At 61.9% G+C, this 19,347-nt stretch carries 15 protein-coding genes; 4 read left to right on the plus strand and 11 right to left on the minus strand.

Going from position 1 to position 19,347, the window contains the following annotated elements:
- The coding region (locus tag VGU61_RS20305; protein WP_326861111.1) for a GspE/PulE family protein at positions 1–1,635 on the plus strand (1,635 nt) is incomplete at its 5' end.
- Positions 1,636–1,948: 313 nt separating this feature from the next.
- Positions 1,949–5,026, plus strand: a complete 3,078-nt coding sequence (locus tag VGU61_RS20310) for a bifunctional diguanylate cyclase/phosphodiesterase (protein ID WP_326861112.1) — start codon at positions 1,949–1,951, stop codon at positions 5,024–5,026.
- An 18-nt stretch (positions 5,027–5,044) separates the two neighbouring features.
- Here VGU61_RS20310 and VGU61_RS20315 read toward each other — a convergent pair whose 3' ends face one another.
- The 10 genes from VGU61_RS20315 to urtA form a co-directional block, all read right to left on the minus strand.
- Positions 5,045–5,668, minus strand: coding sequence for a DUF938 domain-containing protein (locus VGU61_RS20315; protein ID WP_326861113.1), 624 nt, complete (start codon positions 5,666–5,668; stop codon positions 5,045–5,047).
- Between the two features lie 44 nt (positions 5,669–5,712).
- Positions 5,713–6,009 (minus strand): FmdB family zinc ribbon protein, encoded by a 297-nt coding sequence (locus tag VGU61_RS20320; protein WP_326861114.1) that lies wholly within the window; start codon positions 6,007–6,009, stop codon positions 5,713–5,715.
- A gap of 62 nt (positions 6,010–6,071) precedes the next feature.
- Positions 6,072–7,247: a formamidase gene (gene fmdA, locus VGU61_RS20325; RefSeq protein ID WP_326861115.1), complete on the minus strand. Its 1,176-nt coding sequence runs from the start codon at positions 7,245–7,247 to the stop codon at positions 6,072–6,074.
- 39 nt (positions 7,248–7,286) lie between these two features.
- Positions 7,287–7,541, minus strand: coding sequence for a hypothetical protein (locus VGU61_RS20330; protein ID WP_326861116.1), 255 nt, complete (start codon positions 7,539–7,541; stop codon positions 7,287–7,289).
- A 383-nt stretch (positions 7,542–7,924) separates the two neighbouring features.
- Positions 7,925–8,998 (minus strand): aliphatic amidase, encoded by a 1,074-nt coding sequence (locus tag VGU61_RS20335; RefSeq protein WP_326861117.1) that lies wholly within the window; start codon positions 8,996–8,998, stop codon positions 7,925–7,927.
- Between the two features lie 26 nt (positions 8,999–9,024).
- Complete coding sequence (urtE, locus tag VGU61_RS20340) at positions 9,025–9,714, minus strand: urea ABC transporter ATP-binding subunit UrtE (RefSeq protein WP_326861118.1); 690 nt, start codon at positions 9,712–9,714, stop codon at positions 9,025–9,027.
- Between the two features lie 15 nt (positions 9,715–9,729).
- On the minus strand, positions 9,730–10,497 hold the full coding sequence (gene urtD / locus VGU61_RS20345; protein ID WP_326861119.1) for an urea ABC transporter ATP-binding protein UrtD: 768 nt from the start codon (positions 10,495–10,497) through the stop codon (positions 9,730–9,732).
- Positions 10,494–11,690, minus strand: a complete 1,197-nt coding sequence (gene urtC, locus VGU61_RS20350; protein WP_326861120.1) for an urea ABC transporter permease subunit UrtC — start codon at positions 11,688–11,690, stop codon at positions 10,494–10,496. The genes urtD and urtC overlap by 4 nt, the downstream gene beginning before the upstream one ends.
- Positions 11,691–11,714: 24 nt before the next feature.
- Positions 11,715–12,632, minus strand: a complete 918-nt coding sequence (gene urtB / locus VGU61_RS20355) for an urea ABC transporter permease subunit UrtB (RefSeq protein ID WP_326861121.1) — start codon at positions 12,630–12,632, stop codon at positions 11,715–11,717.
- A gap of 281 nt (positions 12,633–12,913) precedes the next feature.
- On the minus strand, positions 12,914–14,167 hold the full coding sequence (urtA, locus tag VGU61_RS20360; RefSeq protein ID WP_326861122.1) for an urea ABC transporter substrate-binding protein: 1,254 nt from the start codon (positions 14,165–14,167) through the stop codon (positions 12,914–12,916).
- Between the two features lie 450 nt (positions 14,168–14,617).
- Here urtA and VGU61_RS20365 point away from each other — a divergent pair, with 450 nt between their 5' ends.
- The gene (locus VGU61_RS20365; RefSeq protein WP_326861123.1) at positions 14,618–18,037 is read left to right on the plus strand and encodes an ATP-binding protein; all 3,420 of its coding nucleotides are present in this window, start codon (positions 14,618–14,620) and stop codon (positions 18,035–18,037) included.
- Entirely contained in the window at positions 18,015–18,956 is a 942-nt protein-coding gene (locus VGU61_RS20370; protein ID WP_326861124.1) for a response regulator transcription factor, read from the plus strand. The genes VGU61_RS20365 and VGU61_RS20370 overlap by 23 nt, the downstream gene beginning before the upstream one ends.
- A gap of 92 nt (positions 18,957–19,048) precedes the next feature.
- Here the strand turns inward: VGU61_RS20370 and VGU61_RS20375 are convergent.
- Positions 19,049–19,347, minus strand: a 299-nt coding sequence (locus VGU61_RS20375) for a Mut7-C RNAse domain-containing protein (protein ID WP_326861125.1), incomplete at its 5' end; no start/stop codon positions are given.

Genomic DNA, 19,347 nt, shown 5'->3' on the forward strand with positions numbered 1-19,347 from the left:
CATGCGCTGGGCCGTTTCTTCAACGTGCCCTATGAGCCGTTCAAGCCGAATCGCGTCAAGCCTGCCGAGCTGCTTCGCAATCTGCGGCGCGAGTTCATCGAGGAGAATCAGTGGCTGCCGATCGAGGAAGGCAAGGAGACGATCACGATCCTCTCCACCGATCCGGAGCAGGCCAAGAGCGCGCGGATGATCAGCAGCATCTTTCCGAAGGCGAAGCTGAATTATTGCGTTACCACCATCGGCGAATTTAGAAAGACGGTCGACCAGTTCTACGGCGCGGCGCACGACACCGGCTCCGTCAATGAACTGCTGTCGGGCATGGAGGACAGCGACGACGATGGTGTCGAACTCTCCGATGCCGATATCTCCGCCGCCGCCGAGAATGAACTGGTCAAGCTGGTCAACAAGATCATCATGGATGCCCATCGCCAGGGCGCGTCCGATATCCATATCGAGCCGCGGCCGGGCAAGGAAAAGACGGTCATCCGCTTCCGCAAGGACGGCACCCTGGAGCCGTATATCGAGATACCCGCCAGCTACCGCACCGCGCTGTCGGCCCGGATCAAGATCATGTGCGAACTGGACATCTCGGAGCGGCGCAAACCGCAGGACGGCAAGATCAAGTTCAAGAAATATGGCCCGCTGGATATCGAGTTGCGGGTAGCAACGATTCCTTCAGCCGGCGGCGTCGAAGACATCGTGATGCGCATCCTGTCGGCCGGCGAACCGATCCCGCTTGAGAAGCTGGGCGTGCTGCCGCACAACCTGGAGCGATTGAAAGGCGCGATCAGCAAGCCGTATGGCCTGTTCTTCGTCTGCGGTCCGACCGGATCCGGAAAAACCACCACGCTGCATTCGGTATTGAAGTATCTGAATACATCCGAAACCAAGATCTGGACGGCGGAAGACCCGGTCGAGATTACACAGAAGGGCCTGCGCCAGGTGCAGGTCAACCGCAAGAGCGGTCTTGATTTCGCCACCGCGATGCGCGCCTTCCTGCGCGCCGATCCCGACATCATCATGGTCGGCGAAATGCGCGACAAGGAAACCGTGTCGATGGGCGTCGAGGCGTCGCTGACCGGGCACCTCGTGTTTTCCACGCTGCATACCAACAGCGCGCCGGAATCGGTGGTGCGCCTGCTCGATATGGGCATGGACCCGTTCAATTTCGCCGATGCCCTTCTGGGCGTGCTGGCGCAACGACTGGCCAAGCGCCTGTGCGCCAATTGCAAGCTCGCCTACGAACCTTCAGCCGACGAAATACAGCTCCTGCTGGCGGAGTATTGCGAGGAATTGCGCAACACGGCGGCCTTCGTCGATGACGAACAGGCCGGTCAGCAGGCGGTGCTTGACCACTGGCGCAAGAATTACGGCGACGGCAAGGGCAGTTTCAAACTTTACAAGGCGGTCGGATGCGACCAGTGCAGCAGCGGTTACAAGGGCCGGGTCGGCCTGCATGAGCTGATGCTCGGCACCGACAAGCTCAAGCGGCTGATCCAGGAACACAGCCGGGTGGCAGTCATTTTGGCGGCGGCGCTCGAAGACGGCATGCTGACGCTGAAAATGGACGGCATCGAGAAGGTGCTGTCCGGCATCACCGACGTCAAGCAGGTCCGGGCGGTCTGCATCAAGTAAGACAACCTCCCCGAAGGTAGGAGCCGGCTGGAGGAATGCCGGCTCCCTCTCTGCCCTAACATCCTCTCATTGAATGCAACAGCCGTCGCTTCGGCCGTTGAAAAAACTTCCGTCCGGCCAACTCATTGCAAGCATTGCAAGCTTCGGCATGTTTGATCACGCCTCATGACTTTGCGGTCCGCTTTTATTGACCAGCTTCAAATATCCACCGGCTTGAACTGGCATATTGAACTATTCAAAACATTTTTCATTCCCACGTACATCGTCGTCAGCATGGAAGGCGAATCGGATGGGGTTGCTCAATAAATGTTTCATGCCGGCCACGCATTCGCCAGCACACAACACCCTTGGCGGGGTTCTTGCCATCGCCCAGGCTGTACTGCTGGCGGCGGCGTACTATCTGACTGCTTCGCTTTCCCGGCTGTTCGCTTTAACGCCGACCGAGATTAGTCCCTTATGGCTGCCGTCGGCGGTCGCCTTGTGCGGCGTCCTTCTCTGGGGAGCGCGCATGGCGCCGGCCATCTGCGTCGCTGCAACGCTGGCGTCATGGGACGTCGGCCTGCCTTTTCCCGCCGCGTTTGCCGTAGGCCTCGGCAACAGCCTGCAGGCCGTTGTCGCGGCACTGCTGATACAGCGCGTCGCCAGCCTCCAGCCCGATATCGCCGATACCACGGGCGCCTTCAAGTTTGCGGCAATTGCCGCCTTTGCCGGCGCCATTGCTGCGCTGATCGGCGTGTCCGCATTGCGCTTCGGGATCCAGCTGCCCGATGAAAAATTACCAATTATTTTGCTGACCTGGTGGCTGGGCGACACGACCGGCATGCTGATCGCGGTGCTCCTGATCCTGGCGTGGAGCCTTCGGTGCGACGTCAGGTGGCGAGCTCGTCGTCTGATCGAGGTGGCGGCGTTCGTAGTGTTGCTGCCAGCCGTTTCCCACCTGGCGTTCAGTGGCGCATTCGGTCCCCTGCCGCTGGCCTTTCTGCCCATGCCGCTGATCATCTGGGCGGCGTTCAGGTTCAATCTCGCAACGATTTCCTGGACTTCCGGGCTGATCTGCATCATTGCGGCATGGAATACCGCGAACGGCCGCGGCCCTTTTGCCCTGGACAACAGCGATGCATCGTTATTGCTGCTGGTGCTGTACACCAACGTCGTCGCCGTCCTCGGCCTGACGCTGGCCGGCCTGGTGCAGCACCAGCGCACCAGCCGCAACAAGCTGCGTCATGAGCAGGAACAGCTCGAGCAGCGGATCGCCGAACGCACCGGCGAACTCGTCAAGGATATCGAACAGCGGAAAAAGATCGAGCGCGCCCTTGCGGGACGCGAACGGCAGCTTGCCGAGGCGCAGCGACTGGCGCATATCGGCAGCTGGAACTGGGAACTGGCCACCGACCGGATTACCTGGACGGACGAACTGTACCGCATCTATGGCGTCAGTCAGCGGCACTTCGAACTCACGCCGAAGAATTGCCGTTCCCTCATTCACGAGGACGATCTGGAACTGCTGCGCGACGTAACAAGAAAAGGCCGGGATACCGGCGCGCCCTTTCACGTCGAGCACCGAATCGTGCTTCCTTCCGGGGAAATCAAATTCGTGGCGGCGCGGGGTTACGTGCAGAAGGATGCCCACGGCAAGGTAACGCGCATGTTCGGCACGACCCAGGATATTACGGAAGCCAAGCAGGCGGAAACGGCATTGCGCGAAGCGGAAGAGCGCTACCGGCTGGTCGTGGAATTATGCCCCGACGCCATCATCGTGGCGCAGCACGGCGTGATCACTTTCGCCAACCCGGCCGCCGCCGCATTGCTGCATGCCGGGGATACCAGCCAAGTCATCGGCAAGCCGGTGATGGCGCTGATCCCGGAAGGCCATCAGGAGGTCGTCGGCGAGCGTCTCGCCAGTCTCATACGGGGCGAACTGGTGGCGCCGATGGAGCAGCCTTTCATCCGGACCGACGGCAGCCTGGTCGAAACCGATATCCATGTTTCTTCCTTCATGCATAAGGGCAGTTTCGCCGTGCTCCTGATCCTGCGCGACATCACCGAGCGCAAGAAGACCGCTGAACGGATGGCTTACCTTGCACATTTCGATTCACTGACCGGCCTGCCTAACCGGGCGCTGTTTCATCAGCGGCTGAACCATGCGCTCAGCCTGGCGGAACGTCCGGGAAACTCGCTCGAAATTCTGTTCCTGGACCTTGACCGCTTCAAGAACATCAACGACACGCTCGGACACGCGGTCGGCGACATCGTGCTGAAGGAAACCGCGCAACGGCTGCAGAGCATCCTGCGCGAGTCGGATACGGTGGCGCGGCTGGGCGGCGACGAGTTCGTGGTGCTGGTCGAGAACGCCGACGAATGGCACAGCGGCGGCGCCATCGCCCAGAAGATCATGACGGCGATGGAGCCGCCTTTCCTGCGCGACAAGACGCCGCTGAACATCTCCACCAGCATCGGCATCAGCCGTTTTCCGACCGACGGCACCGATGCCGAGACGCTGCTGAAAAAAGCCGATATCGCGATGTACCGCGCCAAGGAAACCGGCCGCAGCGCCTATCGTTACTTCTCCACCGAGATGAACGAGCATATGGCCGAGCGTCTGATGATGGAATACGCCCTCAGCCATGCGATTCGCGAGAATCAGCTCGCCCTGCAATACCAGCCGAAAATCGATGTGCTGTCCGGCAGTGTCACCGGGATGGAAGCGCTGCTGCGCTGGCAGCATCCAAGCATGGGATGGGTGTCGCCGGCCACATTCATTCCGCTGGCGGAGGAGACCGGCCTGATCAACCTGATCGGAAACTGGGCGATACGCCATGCATGCCTGCAAAACAAGAAGTGGCAGGAAGCCACCGGACATCGGTTGAAGGTTGCCGTCAACCTGTCGCCGCGCCAGCTGTCGGACGAGCACCTGATCGATAATATCCGGACCATCCTCGAAGAAACCGGGCTGGATGCCGGCTGCCTGGAACTGGAAATCACCGAGAATGCGGTAATGGCCAATCCGGAAAAAGCGGTGACATTGCTGCAGACCCTGCGCGGCATGGGCGTGAGTGTCGTCATCGACGACTTCGGCGTCGGCTACTCGTCGCTCGCCTATCTGAAGCGCTTCCCGATTCACGCAGTGAAAATCGACCGTTCCTTCGTACAGGGCGTCACCAGCAATGCCGGCGATGCCGCCATCACCAAGGCGATCATCAGCCTTGCGCACAGCCTCGAATGCAGCGTGACCGCGGAAGGCGCGGAGACGTCGCAGCAGGTCGACTTCCTGCGCGCGAATGCCTGCGATGCCATCCAGGGGTATTACTTCAGCGAACCGCTCAGCGTCGACATGTTCGGCGACCTGCTGCATGCCCAGGAGCGGACGCGCGCCGACATTCGCCTGCATTAATCCGGCCGCGCGTGTCGGTCAACCCGGTCGCGCCGAGGAAGGTCCAAAGCGCTGCCATACCAGCAACCGGTTGTTTGCCGGCATCGCGTGGTTCGCCTGCAGCAGCAGCCCCTGTTCCGCAGCCAGTTCCAGCACCGCTTCGAGATCGCGCAGGCCCATGTGGGGCGCGGTCTCCCTCAATGCCGCATCGAACTGTTCGTCGGTGTGACTGATGAACCTGCCGTTCTCCTTGAACGGTCCGTAGATGCACAGGACCCCGCCGGGCACCAGCACCCGGCCGATGCCGGCGAACATGCCGCCGACTTCATGCCACGCCATGATGTGGCAGGTATTGGCGCTGAAGACGCCGTCGTAGACCTCGTTCACCGTCGACCAGCGTTGCCGGCCCGCATCCAGCTGCAGCGGCGGCAGCACATTGGGCAGCGACGCCTCCTGCATCCACGCCGTGATGCCGGGATGGTTGTGCGCCAGATCGCTGGTCTGCCAGGTCAGGTGCGGCAGATGCGCCCCGAAATACACCGCATGCTGTCCGGTGCCGCTGCCGATTTCCAGCACCCGCCCGGTGCCGGCGAAAGCCTGCTTCAGGATCGCGAGGATCGGCCCACGGTTGCGTTCGCAGGCGGCGGAAAAAGGTTTGTTCATCACGTCTCCATCCCAATCGGAAGACGTGAGGATAGCAGCGGAAGTCAGGTATCGCAGATACTGCAGTTGAATCCCTTGCAATTGTGCAAAACGCTGCTCCTGCCCGCCTTCGCATGCGACCCCGGTCCGGTCGCGCCCATGCCCGCCAGTTGCTCGGCCAGGTTGCGCGGCTTCCAGGTTTCGATGGAACGCAATGCCACCCTGCCGGCGCTGACCGCCGGCGCGGCGGCCGTCAGCGTGCGGCAGTACGGGCATTCGGTCGGTTCGTGCAGGCGGCTGACAGGCAGCATCTTTTCAAACGTGCCCTCGCAATGGCTGCAATGGATGTCGTATAGCGGCATAGTGATCCTCAATCGAAAAACATGCGCAGGATGCGTGTAGCGCACCCTGCTTCCACAAGCGATTACTTCCGGCCCCAGTACGCCTTGTCATTCAGCATGCCCTTCGGCGTGATGTCCTGATCGAAGATCGACGTCGGAATCGACACGGTGCAGGCGCAGTTCGGGATATCGACGATACCGCCGATGCGCCCTTCGACCGGCGCGGCGGTCAGCAGCATGTAGGCCTGCGGGCCGGTCAGGCCGAAATGCGTCAGATAGTCGATCGCCTTCAGGCATGCCTGGCGGTAGGCGACGGTGGCATCCATGTAGTAGTTCTTGCCGTTCTCGACGCTGATGCCTTCGAAGGTCAGCCACTGCTCGTAATGCGGCTTGACGATGCTGGGCATGAAGATCGGCGCGGTGATGTTGTACTTCGCCATGCCGCCCTTGATCAGGTCGAAGCCGACATGGGTTGCGCCGTCCATCTCGATCGCGCCGCAGAAGCCGATCTCGCCGTCGCCCTGCGAGAAGTGCAGGTCGCCCATCGAGAAGCCGGCGCCTTTCACATACACCGGGAAGAAGATGCGGGTGCCGGCCGACAAGTCCTTGATATCGGTATTGCCGCCATGCTCGCGCGGCGGCACGGTGCGCGCCGCTTCCTTCGCCATGCGGTCGAACTCGGCGCCGCGCACGCCGCGCAGCACGGCGGTGCTCGGTTCGGGCGGCTTGGCGAGGCCCATCTTCGCCAGCGGCGCTTCCCGGCGGTTCCATTCGGCGAGCAGTTCATGCGACGGCAGGCAACCCATCAGGCCGGGATGGGTCAGGCCGGCGATGCGCACGCCAGGAATGTGGCGCGACGTCGCGTACAGCCCTTTCAGATCCCAGATCGCCTTGGCCGCATCGGGAAAGTAATCGGCGAGGAAACCGCCGCCGTTGGACTTGGCGAACACGCCGGAGAACCCGACCGGCGTGATCGGCTTGATGTCGAGCAGGTCGATCACCAGCAGGTCGCCCGGCTCGGCGCCTTCGACATGGAACGGGCCGGTGAGGGGATGGGCCCGGGTGAGGTCGACATCGCGCACATCGGCGACATCGTCGTTGTCGAGGATCTGGGCGTCGAGGAAGTCGAGGGTTTCGATGATGATTTCCTCGCCCGGTTTCACGCTCGACAGGAAAGGAATGTCAGGGTGCCAGCGGTTATGGCCGAGTTCCGCCTGCTCGGCGAGTGGCACGCCGGGTTTGATGGTGAAGTGCTGCATGGTTTCTCCCTCGTTGTGTTGGTACGAAAAATGGTTTGATCAGGCAGGTGGGTACACGCCCGCGCTGCAGCCGGCCTGGTAACCGCCGTTGACGGTGTCGTCCTTGATGGATTTGCAGACCTGTTCGGTCCACTGGTCTTTGGGGATGACGGTGCCGTCCGGCAGCGTGCCGCCGGAGGCGTCGAAGCGGCACAGGCAGACCGGGCAGGTCTGCACCGAGGGTGACGTGCGGCCCTTGCCGCGGTCGGTGAAGCCGTCGTTGCCGAATTTGTTGTAGTGCATGATGCCTAGCATGGGGATGTCCTTTTTCACAATAGATATGCTTGTGCTGACTTTCGTAAAACCTCTGTAGAGTCCCCTCCCCCTCTCAGGGGGAGGGCTAGGGGTGTAGCAGGGGTTTCGTGCAGCATGCTGCACGCCTGCGGAACGATCTTCGCTTGCAAGCGAAGATGCGTCCTGCAAGGAGAGGTAGTGAGGTCGAGCTATTGCATGCGTTGGCTCAACCTTCACACCCCCATCCCACCCTTCCCCCTACGAGGGGGAAGGAGCCGGTTCGCTTACAACCTTTCCACGTCGCCGCTTGCACGCGGCTCCGATTCGCGCGGCACGAAGCAGTGCTTCGTGAAATCCCGCGCTCATCCCCTACGAGGGGGAAGGAGCCGGTTCGCTTACAACCTTTACTTCTCCCCACCCGCAACCCGCAACGGCTCGAGCTGCACAATTTCCGCCGTCTGATGCGGTATCCCTTCGATCGGACACTCCGGCGTCCCCGCCGTCGACCGCGTCAATCCCTCCGACTGCCTGCGCGCCGCATCCGCATCGTTCACCCATGTCCGGTAAAACTCGAATGGACACGCCGCCACCCCGTCCGGGCTTTCACCCGAGTTGATCTTGCCGGTGTAGCCGCGATGCAGGAGCTTGTAAATATGGTTCTGCGATTGCGCATTGCGACGCATGTCGCGGATGCCGCTGATCGACAATTCCGCATACTGGATGCCCATTTCCTCCGTACCGCATTCGCCCAGCGTTCGGCCGTCGCAGCCGATGACGGCGGAGTGGCCGAAATAGGAGTAGACGCCGTCGAACCCCGTGGCGTTGGCCACCGCGACGTAGACGTTGTTCATCCATGCCATGGTCTTGGAAACCTGGATTTCCTGGTCCTTGGCCGGGTACATGTAGCCCTGGCAGCGCACGATCAGCTCCGCGCCCTTCATCGTGCAGTCGCGCCAGATTTCCGGGTAGTTGCCGTCATCACAGATGATGAGGCTGATCTTCAGGCCTTTCGGGCCTTCGGTGACATAGGTGCAGTCGCCCGGATACCAGCCTTCGATCGGCGTCCACGGCATGATCTTGCGATACTTCTGCACGATCTCGCCCTTGTTGTTGATCAGCACCAGGGTGTTGTACGGCACCTTCCTCGGGTGCTCCTCGTGCCGCTCGCCGGTCAGCGAAAACACGCCCCATACATTCGCCTTGCGGCAGGCGGCGGCGAAGATGTCGGTCTCCTCGCCCGGAATCACCGCGGCGGTATCGAGCATCTCCTGTCTGTCATACATGATCCCGTGCGTCGAGTACTCCGGGAAGACCACCAGATCCATGCCGGGCAGGCCCTGCTTCATGCCGATCAGCATGTCAGCGATCTTGCGTGCGTTATCGAGCACTTCCGCCTTCGTATGCAAGCGCGGCATCTTGTAATTGACCACCGCCACGCCGACGCCGTCCTTGCTGCTTGATATGTCTCCATGCCTCATGTTTCACTCCTTCCAGTGGTTGATTTCTACACAGACAAATAGCGGCTGATGGTCGCCGCGTCGACACGATCGCGCGTGTCCTCATACACAAAACGGCCCTTGTCGATCACCAGGAAGCGGTCGGCTATCTCGAGCGTGAAGCTGAGCACCTGTTCCGACACGATGATCGTGAGCTGCCGCAGCTTGCGGATTTCCTTCAAAGTCCGGGCGATGTCCTTGATGATCGACGGCTGTATGCCTTCGGTCGGCTCGTCCAGCAGCAGAACCTTCGGGTTGGTCGCGAGCGCGCGGGCGATCGCCAGTTGCTGCTGCTGTCCGCCCGACAGGTTGCCGCCCTTGCGGGAACGCATGTCGTGCAGCACCGGGAACAACGCATACAGTTCCTCAGGCACCTTGCCGCCGGCGCTTGCCGGCAAGCCGGTCTGGATGTTCTCCAGCACCGTCATGTTGGAAAAAATCATGCGCCCCTGCGGCACGTAGGCGATGCCGCTTTCCACCCTCTGGTAGCTTTCCATTCCGCCGACCTCCTTGCCGTCGACGCGCACGCTGCCGCCGCGCGCCGGCAGCACGCCCATCAGCGTCTTGAACAGCGTGGTCTTGCCCATGCCGTTGCGGCCCATCACCGCGACGATTTCCTGCTTCTCCACGTTGAGATTGATGTCGTGGATGACCTGGCTCTGGCCGTAGCCCGAGGCGAGATGCGATACGTTGAACATGATGTGCTCCTGAAATCAGTGGCCCAGATAGACTTCGATGACTTTCGGATTCGACTGCACCGCGTCCATGCTGCCCTCCGCCAGGATTTTTCCCTGGTGCAGGACAGTCACCTTGTGCGCGATGCTCTTGACGAATTCCATGTCGTGCTCGATCACCAGCACCGACCGGCCCTTGCTGATGCGGCCGAGCAGCTCGGCGGTCTTTTCCCGTTCCGACACGCTCATGCCGGCCACCGGCTCGTCCAGCATCAGCAGCTCCGGTTCCTGCATCAGCAGCATGCCGATCTCCAGCCACTGCTTCTGCCCGTGCGACAGGAGGTCGGCCTGCTGGTGCAGCTGCTCGGTAAGGAAAATTTCTTCCGCGACGCGCCGGATGCGCTCCACCACATCCGGCGCACGCTTGAAGACCAGCGCGCCGAATACCTTGCGACCGCGCGGGAAGGACACTTCAAGGTTTTCGAAAACGGTCAAGTTTTCGTAGATCGACGGCGTCTGGAACTTGCGTCCCACACCGGCGCGGACGATGTCGTGCTCGCGCATCTTCGTCAGTTCCTGGTTGTTGAACTGGATGCTGCCGGCGGTGGACTGCGTCTTGCCGCAGATCAGGTCCAGCACCGTCGTCTTGCCGGCGCCGTTGGGGCCGATCACCACCCTCACCTCGTTGCGGTCGACATAGAGGTTCAGGTCGTCCACCGCCTTGAAGCCGTCGAAGGAGACGGTCAGGCCTTCGATCGCCAGCACCGGGCGGTGCTGGGCTTGTACGCCTATGGGTTGCTTGCTCATTTGGATGCCTCCAGGCCGGCGGCCGGCAGTGTGACGTTGTCCTTTGCAGGCGCTCCTGATTTCTGCGGCCTGCGCACCCTGACTTCCTTCGCGGGCTTCGGCGACCGCCGCTTGAAGCGAGCCAGCAACTTCTTGCCATGGCTTTCATACAAACCCGCCAGGCCGTTCGGGAAGTACATCACCACCGCGATGAACAGGCCGCCCATCAGGAAAAGCCAGAGTTCCGGGAAGGTTTCGGAGAAGTAGGTTTTGCCGAAGTTGACGAGCAGCGCGCCGTAGACCGCGCCGAGCAGCGACATGCGTCCGCCCACAGCGGCAAAGATCACCATCTCGATCGAGGGCACAATGCCGACGAAGGACGGCGACATGAAGCCGACCTGCAGCGTGAACATCGCGCCGCCGATGGCGGAAAATGCCGCCGCGATGCAGAACACGAAGATCTTGAAGCTGGCCACGTCGTAGCCGGAGAAGCGCACCCGCTCTTCCTTGTCGCGCATCGCCATCAGCAACCGCCCGAGCTTGGAATTCAGGATGAAGCGGCCCAGCATGATGCAGCCCAGCAGCAGTCCGGCGTTGACGAAATACAGCGTCAGCTTGGCGGCATCGGTGCGGATATCCCAGCCGAGCATGGTCTTCAGATCAGTGATGCCGTTCACGCCGCCGGTCAGGCCCTGCTGGCCGATGATGAGGATGGTCAGGATGGCGGCAATCGCCTGGGTGACGATCGAGAAGTACACATCGCCGACCCGCCGCTTGAACATCGCGGTGCCGATGATGAAGGCCAGCAGCACCGGCACCGCCACCACCGAGAACAAGGTGAAGGTGAGGCTGTGGAACGGCTCCCACAACATCGGCAATTGCGTGATCTGGTTCCAGTCCATGAAGTCGGGGATGCCGGGGGTGGACTGGATTTTCGTGCTGACCGGGTCGGACGCTTCCAGCTTCAGGAACATTGCCATGCAATAGCCGCCCAGCCCGAAGAACACGCCCTGGCCGAGGCTCAGGATGCCGCCGTAGCCCCAGCACAGCACCAGTCCGACGGCGACGAACGCATAGGTCAGGTACTTGCCAACGAGGTTCAGCCGAAAGAGATCGAGCGTCAGGGGAAAGACGACCACCAGCAACAGGGCGAGCAGCAATAGCCCTCCCAGCCCCGATTTGCCGCCAAACATTTTTTCATATGCCGCATGCATGATGAGTCCTTTCAATTGCGCGGTTTACTTGCGGATCTTTGCGGCGAACAGGCCCTGCGGACGCAGCATCAGGATCAGGATCACCGCAGACAGCGTGAGCACCTTGGCCATCGAGCCGGTCATGAAGAACTCGGAGGTCGACTGCGTCTGGGCAATCGAGAAGGCCGAGACGATGGTGCCGATCAGGCTTTGCGCGCCGCCGAACACCACCACCAGGAAGGTGTCGACGATGTACAGCGAGCCGCTGGTGGGTCCGGTCGAACCGATGGTGGTGAAGGCCGCGCCCGCCACGCCGGCCACACCGCAGCCGAGCGCGAAGGTGGTGCGGTCGACCTTGCGGGTGTTGATGCCGACCGCGCCGCTCATCAGCCGGTTCTGCATCGTCGCCCGCACCTGCAGTCCCCACCGGGACCGGAACAGCAGCACGAAGATGCCGCCGGTGAGCAGGACGGTGATGCACATCATGAACAGGCCGTTGATGGGAATGTCGATGTTCTCGCTTGGCTGGAAGGACCCCATCAGCCAGTCCGGCAGGGTGGCGCTCACTTCCTTGGCGCCGAAAATGGAGCGGAATGCCTGCTGCATTGCCAGGCTCAGGCCCCAGGTCGCGAGCAGCGTATCGAGCGGACGTTTATAGAGCTTGCTGATCATCAGCCACTCGGTGAGATAGCCGATGCCGTAGGCGGCGAGGAAGGACAGCACCACCGCGAGGAAGAAGTAGTACGGCTGGAAGGCCGGCGCATAGGTCGTGGTCAGCGTGGACAGCAGGTAGGTCATGTAGGCGCCGATGGTAAGGAACTCGCCATGCGCCATGTTGATCACGCCCATCTGGCCGAAGATGATGGCCAGGCCGAGCGCCATCAGCAGCAGTACGCAGAAAACCGACAGGCCGTTGAAGCCCTGCATGGCGAAGATGGCGCCGAATTCGGATAGTGAAGTCATGGGGGGTCCTGAAATTTGCAGGTAATCACTGGTGCTTGCTCACTCCGTGCCGGGTCCCCTCCCCCTTTCAGGGGGAGGGCTAGGGTGGGGGTAGTGAGGTCGAATCAGCGTATGCAGTCGATCAACCTTCACACCCCCATCCCAACCAAGAGGACTGTGCTTACGCACAATCCGCTCCGCAGGCGGACAACATGTTGTCCGGAGTCCCTGCTACGCCCTCTACGAGGGGGACGGAGCCGGCAGAGAGACACAGATGCGTATCAATGCGTCATCAGCCGCTTTTACTGATACCCCTTCGGAAACGGATTCGGCTCGATCAGGCCCGACTCGTACACCACCTTGAACTGCCCGTCCTTCTGCGCCTGGCCGATGCGCGTCTTGCTCCACAGGTGATGATTCGGATGCACCTTCACATAGCCCTCCGGCGCGATATTGAGCTCGATGTCCTTGGATGCGGCAACCACCTTGTCGACATCGAAGCTGCCGGCCTTTTCCACCGCCGCCTTCCACAGCCACGGGCCGAGGTAAGCCGCCTGCGTGACGTCGCCCACCACCGCGCCCGGTCCGTACTTCGCCTTGAAGTCGGCGACGAACTTCTTGTTGTTGGGGTTATCGAGGCTCTGGAAATACTTCATCGATGCATAGAAGCCTTCGACGTTCTCGCCGCCGATGCCGAGCATTTCATCTTCAGTGACCGACAGCGTGAGCAGCGTCTGCTTGTCGGCAGTCACGCCGGCCGCCTTCAGCTGCTTGTAGAAAGCGACGTTCGATCCGCCCACCACCGCCGAGAAGATCACGTCGGCTTTTTTCAGCTTCATCTTGTTGATGAGCGATCCGAACTGGGTGTTGCCGAGCGGGTAATAGTCCTCGCCGACGACCTGCCCCTTCAGTACGGTCTCGATGTGCTTGCGGGCGATCTTCATCGAGGTGCGCGGCCAGATGTAGTCGGAGCCGACGAGATAGAAGGTCTTCGCCTTCTTCTCCTTCGCGATCCAGTCGAGGCCGGCAAGGATCTGCTGGGTCGCTTCCTGGCCGGTGTAGATCACGTTCTTCGATTGCTCCAGGCCCTCATAGAAGGTCGGGTAGTACAGCAAGCCGTTTTCCTTCTCGAATACCGGCAGCACCGCCTTCCGGGAAGCCGACGTCCAGCAGCCGAACACCGCCGCTACCTTGTCGCTCACCAGCAGCTTCTTCGATTTCTCGGCGAAGGTCGGCCAGTCGGATGCGCCGTCCTCCTGGATGATCTTGATCTTGCGGCCCAGCACGCCGCCCATCGCGTTGATCTGGTCGATCGCGAGGCGTTCGGCCTGGATGGAACCGGTCTCGCTGATGGCCATGGTGCCGGAGGCGGAGTGCAGCTGGCCGACGGTGACTTCGGTATCGGTGACGGCGAGCTTGGTGGTGTTGACTTTCGCGGTCGGGAACTGCTGCGCAAAAACCACTGCGTGGGATGCCATCGCGGTTGCGGCGGCCAGGCCAATCAGGACTTGACGGCGACGTGCCGACTTGATGGCTGGAGAGGACGGGTTGGACATGCGGTACTCCTTTCAGGCAGTGATGGTTCGGACAAGCGGGAAAACTCGGGATGCGCGGCGATGTCGGTGTGCCTTGCCGGCTTGCTGTTCATGCGGCGCGTCTTGGGATGAAGAGTAGAAAATATCGCTGCGATGCAGCAATACGTCGTTTGACGTAATTGACGGAATGGCATGCAGGAAAAGCCAAGGCATGCACTGCTTTGTTCGGCAGATGCATCGCTGCAGTGCAATATCGGTGACGGCATGGTGCATGAACGCTGCGATCGACGGCATGCCTGCAGCGCTCTACGTCAAACGACGTATGTCTTGTCATGCGACGCATGTGGCTCGCATGCCTTGGTCATGCACGGCGCATGCCGCTGGTTCGGATATTGCTATCAAGGAGGTAAAAGCGGCCACCGCACCACAACGCGCACCAATGCATGCGGCGCTCCGCCGATGGGAGAAACAATGGATAGCCCTGCCACCCAGCGCATCGTCAAGATCCGGCGCGACTACAACACCTGGGTCGCGAACGAGACGCTTGAAGACTACGCGCTGCGCTTCACACCGCGCGCCTTTCGCAAATGGTCCGAGTTCCGCATTGCCAATACGGCGCTCGGCGCGATCTCCTTCCTCGCGCTGGAAGCGATCGGCGGCGCGATCACACTGAGTTATGGATTCGCCAACGCATTCTGGGCAATCCTGTGCGTGTCGGCGCTCATCTTCCTGACCGGTCTGCCGATCAGTTATTACTCAGCCAAGTACGGCGTCGACATGGACCTGCTGACCCGCGGCGCGGGCTTCGGCTATATCGGCTCCACCATCACCTCGCTGATCTACGCATCGTTCACGTTCATCTTCTTCGCGCTGGAGGCGTCGATCATGGCGCAGGCGGTCGAGCTGTATTTCGGCCTGCCGATCGTCTGGGGCTACATCGTCTGCTCGCTGGCGGTGATCCCACTGGTCACCCATGGCATCACCTTCATCAGCCGCCTGCAGGTATGGACGCAGCCCTTGTGGCTGCTTTTGCTCATCCTGCCGTATGCCTGCGTGCTGGCGAAGGAGCCGACCGTGCTGTCCGACCTGCTTACCTTCTCCGGCAAGGTGGAGGACGGTACGACATTCAACCCGCTGCTCTTCGGCGCGGCGGCCAGCATCGCGTTCTCGCTGATCGCCCAGATCGGCGAGCAGGTGGATTTCCTGCGCTTCCTGCCGGAAAAGACACCGCAGAACCGGCTGCGCTGGTGGACCGCGCTGATCGCCGCCGGCCCGGCATGGATCGTCCTCGGCGCCCTGAAGATGCTGGGCGGCGCCCTGCTCGCCTTCCTCGCCATCCAGCATGAGGTGCCGATCGATGCGGCGATGGAGCCGACCCGGATGTACCTGGTCGGCTTTTCGTATGTCTTCTCCAGCCCCGCATGGGTGCTCGGCGCCGTCACCCTGTATGTGCTCGTGTCGCAGATCAAGATCAACGTTACGAATGCGTATGCCGGCTCGCTTGCCTGGTCAAACTTCTTCGCCCGCCTGACGCACAGCCATCCGGGCCGGGTGGTGTGGCTGGTTTTCAATGTGCTGATCGCGGTGCTGCTGATGCAGGTCGGCGTCTTCAAGGCGCTGGAACACGTCCTCACCGTCTATTCGCTCGTCGCCATTTCCTGGATCGGCGCGGTGGTGTCCGATCTCGTGATCAACAAGCCGCTCGGCCTTTCGCCGCCGCATATCGAGTTCAAGCGCGCACATCTGTACGACGTCAATCCGGTCGGCGTCGGCGCGATGCTGCTGGCGTCGCTGCTTTCGGGCGCGGCGCTGTCCGGCGTGGCCGGGTCGACCGCGCAGGCGCTGGCACCGTTCATCGCGCTCGGCAGCGCGATCGTGATTGCGCCGCTGATCGCAATGGCAACCGGAGGCCGCTTCTATCTCGCCCGCACCGACACGCTCAAGGCCGAGGCAGGCAGGTCGCTGCAATGCGTGATCTGCGAAAACCGTTTCGAGACCGACGACATGGCGCACTGCCCGGCCTACAAGGGCGCGATCTGCTCGCTGTGCTGCTCGCTCGATGCGCGCTGCAACGACCGCTGCAAGACCGGTTCCCGCCTGCCGGAGCAGGCGGCGGGCGCATTGCAACGGCTGCTGCCGGAACGCATGATGGCGACGCTGCAAAGCAGGATCGGCCAGTACCTTCTGCTCTTCGGCGTGCTGGCGGGCGCGCTGGCTACCGTGCTGAGCCTGATCTACTTCCAGGAACTGGCCCGCGGAGCCGGTCCGGGCTCGCTGTCGACAACCTCGCCGGAATCGCTGCGCAATGTCTTCCTGCATCTTTTCGCCGCCCTGCTGCTGCCGACCGGCGTCGGCTCATGGTGGCTGGTGCTCACAAACGAGAGCAGGCAGGTGGCGCAACAGGAATCGGACCGCCAGACCAATCTGCTTCTGCAGGAGATCGACGCCCACCGCCAGACCGACATCGAACTGCAGCGGGCGAAGGAAGCGGCGGAAGCAGCAAATCTCGCCAAGAGCCGCTATGTGACCGGCATGAGTCACGAACTGCGCACGCCGCTCAACAGCATCCTCGGTTATGCGCAGATCCTGCAGATGGATGCGTCGCTGCCGGAATCCCGGCGCGAAGCCGTCGACGTGATACGCGGCAGCGGCGAACATCTGCTGAGCCTGATCGACGGCCTGCTCGACATCGCCCGCATCGAGGCGGGAAAGATGCGTCTCGACGCTGACGAACTGCCGCTGCAGGAATTCCTTGATCAACTGGTGCGCATGTTCACGCCGCAGGCCGCCGAAAGGGGCCTTGCATTTCATTTCACCCAAATGGGTCGGCTGCCGGCGGTGGTGCAGGCTGACCGCAAGCGGGTGCGGCAAATCCTGATCAACCTGCTCGGCAACGCGGTGAAATTCACCGATTCCGGCTCGGTCACGCTGCGGGTGCACTACCTGCGCGGCATGGCGCGCTTCGACATCATCGATACCGGCATCGGCATCCCGGCGGCGGACCTGGAACGCATCTTCCTGCCCTTCGAACGCAGCGGCGACGCGCAACTGAAGGATGACGGCGGCACCGGCCTCGGACTGGCGATCAGCAGCATGCTTGCCCACATCATGGGCGGCGAGTTATCGGTAGCCAGCAGCCTGCATGCGGGCAGTACCTTTACGCTGAAACTGTATCTGCCCGAAGTGCACTCGCCGCGCCCGAGGATCAAGCCGCAGGACCATGTGCTCGGCTATCTCGGGCCGCGCAAGCGGATCCTGCTGGTGGACGACCAGGCGTCGCAGCGCAACGTCCTGGCCGACATGCTGACGCCGCTCGGCTTCGAAATAACGCAGGCCGGCAGCGGCGCGGATTGCCTTGCCTGCATGGACCGCGTGCAGCCCGACATGGTGATGCTGGACATATCGATGCCGGGCATGGACGGCTGGACGCTCTGCCGCACGCTGCGCGAGCGCGGCCATCTGCGTCTTCCCATCCTGATCGTCTCGGCCAATGCCTTTGAGTCCGTGCCGCGCCACGGCGATGACGCCTGCCACGACGGCTTCCTCGTCAAGCCGGTATCGCTGACCGACCTGCTGTCGGCGCTGAAACGCCACCTGCATATCGAATGGCTCGCCAGGCCGCAAAGCCCGCCTGTAGCGGCATCCACATCAGCTTCTGCAAGCACGGTCATGGTGGTGCCGCCCAACGCCGAGTTAACGGCGTTGCTCGAACTCGGCTCGGTCGGCTACGTCAAGGGCATTCTCGACAAACTGGACGACATCGAGCGACGTGACGCCGTGTACGCACCGTTCACCGGCGAGCTGCGGCAACTGGTCAAACGCTTTCGCCTGAACGACTACTCCATTCGCATCAAGGAACTGATACGCCATGACATGGACAATATCCAATAGCAATGTGGTACTGATCGTGGACGACGTGCCCGCCAATCTTGCGCTGCTGTCCGACGCGCTCAACGAAAGCGGCCATACGGTGCTGGTGGCGACAGACGGACTGAGCGCCATCGAACGGTTGAATTTCGTGGTGCCGGACCTGATCCTGCTGGACGCCGTCATGCCGGGACTCGATGGTTTCGAAACCTGCCGCCGCATCAAGCGGATGCGCAGTGCGAGCGATATACCGGTGGTCTTCATGACCGGGCTGACCGAAACCGAGCATGTGGTGAAAGGCTTCGAAGTCGGCGGCGTCGATTACGTCACCAAGCCGATCCAGCCGCGGCAGGTGATCGCCCGCATCACTACCCACATCCGCGGCGCACGCATGATGGCGCGGGCACGCACGGCGATGGATGCGGCCGATCACGCAGTGATCGTGCTCGGCCCGGACCATGAGCCTGTCTGGCAGACCGCCAAGGCGGTCGACTGGCTATCCCTCTATTTCGATGACGGCAGCGCGTCGCCGGACGCGCTGCCAAGCATGCTGAACGACTGGCTGTTGCAACGGCTTGCCATCGCGGGATTGGATGATCTGTCCACCGCGCCACTGGTCGTCAAACGGGCGGACAAGCAGCTCAGCATTCGTCTGTCGCGTGGCGACGCCGGTTCGGAACTGCTGCTTTACCTGGAAGAAATCCGCATTGCCGCGCCGGCGCTGGAAGGTGCGCAGACAATGGCGGATTTCCGCCTGACGCCGCGGGAAAGGGAAGTGCTTGCCTGGGTGGCGAAAGGCAAGACCAATCGCGACATCGCCGAGATCGTCGGCATGAGCCCGCGCACCGTGAACAAGCACCTTGAACATATTTACGTGAAGCTTGGCGTGGAGACCCGGTCGGCCGCGGCGGCACTGGTCGCGAGCAGGACGGGCGGTACGTGAGTAAGTGGCCGCAGGCCGACTCACGGCCGTTGCATTGACTACCTCAGGTCGGCAGGCAGCTCGCACAGAAGTTACCGGCACCCCGCACGCAGTCAGGGCACGGCATCATCCGAGGCATCGTCCAACATCCGCGCTACCCGCTCCCGCATGCGGGCGGCATGCGATCCTTCCCAGTACACCTGCGCGCAGGCATCGCATTCATAGAAATGCTGGTAGTAATGCCGGCTGTGATGCGGCACCCTGTCGGCCACCGCGCTTTTCTCCACGGTGCGCAGCATGCCGTTGCAGTTCAGGCAGCGGGTCAGGGCGCGGGCGCTGGCCGCCAGCCGGAAACGCCGGACCACTTCCGTCACCTGCTCATCGCCGTCGATCGCATGCACATAGGCGCCGC

The organism is Noviherbaspirillum sp. (assembly GCF_035944575.1).
Classification (GTDB): Bacteria; Pseudomonadota; Gammaproteobacteria; order Burkholderiales; family Burkholderiaceae_D; genus Noviherbaspirillum.

Bases quoted from the DNA above. Each gene is read 5' to 3' on its own strand.
- VGU61_RS20320 (WP_326861114.1), bottom strand. From the start codon at position 6,009: ATGCCGCTATACGACATCCATTGCAGCCATTGCGAGGGCACGTTTGAA.
- urtB (WP_326861121.1), bottom strand. From the start codon at position 12,632: ATGACTTCACTATCCGAATTCGGCGCCATCTTCGCCATGCAGGGCTTC.
- VGU61_RS20310 (WP_326861112.1), top strand. From the start codon at position 1,949: ATGCCGGCCACGCATTCGCCAGCACACAACACCCTTGGCGGGGTTCTT.
- urtC (WP_326861120.1), bottom strand. From the start codon at position 11,690: ATGCATGCGGCATATGAAAAAATGTTTGGCGGCAAATCGGGGCTGGGA.
- VGU61_RS20365 (WP_326861123.1), top strand. From the start codon at position 14,618: ATGGATAGCCCTGCCACCCAGCGCATCGTCAAGATCCGGCGCGACTAC.
- urtA (WP_326861122.1), bottom strand. From the start codon at position 14,167: ATGTCCAACCCGTCCTCTCCAGCCATCAAGTCGGCACGTCGCCGTCAA.
- VGU61_RS20370 (WP_326861124.1), top strand. From the start codon at position 18,015: ATGACATGGACAATATCCAATAGCAATGTGGTACTGATCGTGGACGAC.
- urtD (WP_326861119.1), bottom strand. From the start codon at position 10,497: ATGAGCAAGCAACCCATAGGCGTACAAGCCCAGCACCGCCCGGTGCTG.
- VGU61_RS20330 (WP_326861116.1), bottom strand. From the start codon at position 7,541: ATGCTAGGCATCATGCACTACAACAAATTCGGCAACGACGGCTTCACC.
- VGU61_RS20335 (WP_326861117.1), bottom strand. From the start codon at position 8,998: ATGAGGCATGGAGACATATCAAGCAGCAAGGACGGCGTCGGCGTGGCG.
- fmdA (WP_326861115.1), bottom strand. From the start codon at position 7,247: ATGCAGCACTTCACCATCAAACCCGGCGTGCCACTCGCCGAGCAGGCG.
- VGU61_RS20315 (WP_326861113.1), bottom strand. From the start codon at position 5,668: ATGAACAAACCTTTTTCCGCCGCCTGCGAACGCAACCGTGGGCCGATC.
- urtE (WP_326861118.1), bottom strand. From the start codon at position 9,714: ATGTTCAACGTATCGCATCTCGCCTCGGGCTACGGCCAGAGCCAGGTC.